The organism is Mesorhizobium sp. B1-1-5, from assembly GCF_006443065.1.
In the GTDB taxonomy this organism is placed as follows: Bacteria; Pseudomonadota; Alphaproteobacteria; order Rhizobiales; family Rhizobiaceae; genus Mesorhizobium.
Genome location: NZ_VFWS01000627.1, coordinates 1 through 1,063, shown reverse-complemented (window position 1 = coordinate 1,063; position 1,063 = coordinate 1). Strand labels below are relative to the sequence as shown.

Below are 1,063 nucleotides of genomic sequence, written 5' to 3'. Positions count from 1 at the left end.
GATAGAAGGCAGAGCGGGCGCGGATGCGGCAGGCGAGGCTCTGGTAGGGCAGCCAGTGGTTGACCATGGCGTCGAGCGCCTTGTCCGGCGTTTCGACCTGAATGGTGTCGAGGAAGCCGCGCCACTCGCGCTCGTTGTCGGCCAGACGCTGGTCGAAATCCCTGCCCCGATGCTTGCGCACCAGGGCGCTCGCTTCCGCGGCCGAGCCGGCGTCCCCGAGCAGCCAGAACAGCGTGACGTCGCCGCCGGCCGGAACATCGATGTCGCGGGCGATTGCAGCGCAGGGATCGTCGCCGGCCTCCACGCGGCCTGACAGTCCCGCGCCGCTCAGCACCGCCTGCGGAAACTCGCTGGTGCCGTGCCGGCCCAGGAATTCAGTCCGGTCTGCTGTCACCGAATGCACGCCGTCATCGGCGGCGAGGAAGGCGACGCGCTCCCCGAAATCGAGCCCGTAGGGGTTCTGTGCCAGCAAGGCGCCGGTGGCGGCATCGCGCGACGGAACGATGGTCGCCGCCGTGCGCGAGCGATGTCCGCCCAGCACCCATTCGGCATAGGCATAGACGCGCAGCCTGGCCGGCGCCGGGCCGGCATTCTGGATGCGCAGGCGGGAAATCTTCACCGGGTCGACCGGGTCGACGACATGGGTGAGGTCCATCGACAATGAGCCGCGCTTCGACCGGAAGGTGGAGAACCCTTGGCCGTGCCACGTCTCGTAAGTCATCGACGGATCGCGCACCACGGCGGCGAGCGGCGAGAATGCCCGGCCACTGGCGTGATCATAGATATAGATGCCCTCACCGGGCCGGTTCGAAACCGGATCGTTCGACCACGGCGTCAGTTGGTAATCGCGGCTGTTGCGGCTCCAGGTGAAGGCAGCGCCTTCGGCGGAGACGTGGAAGCCGAACGAGGCGTTGGAAATAACATTGATCCAGGGTTGGGGCGTGGTGCTGCGGCCGGCCAGGCGCACGACATAATGCCGCCCGTCGCCCTCGAAACCACCGAACCCGTTCCATTGGCTGAGCCCGTGCCCGTCCGCCGCCAGGGCCTGCGAGCCAAAGGAATG

The 1,063-nt window shown here is 67.6% G+C and carries 1 pseudogene; it reads right to left on the bottom strand.

Annotated features, from left to right (window positions below):
• Positions 1 to 1,063, bottom strand: a pseudogene (locus FJ980_RS33895) (protein ndvB); the annotation flags it as partial.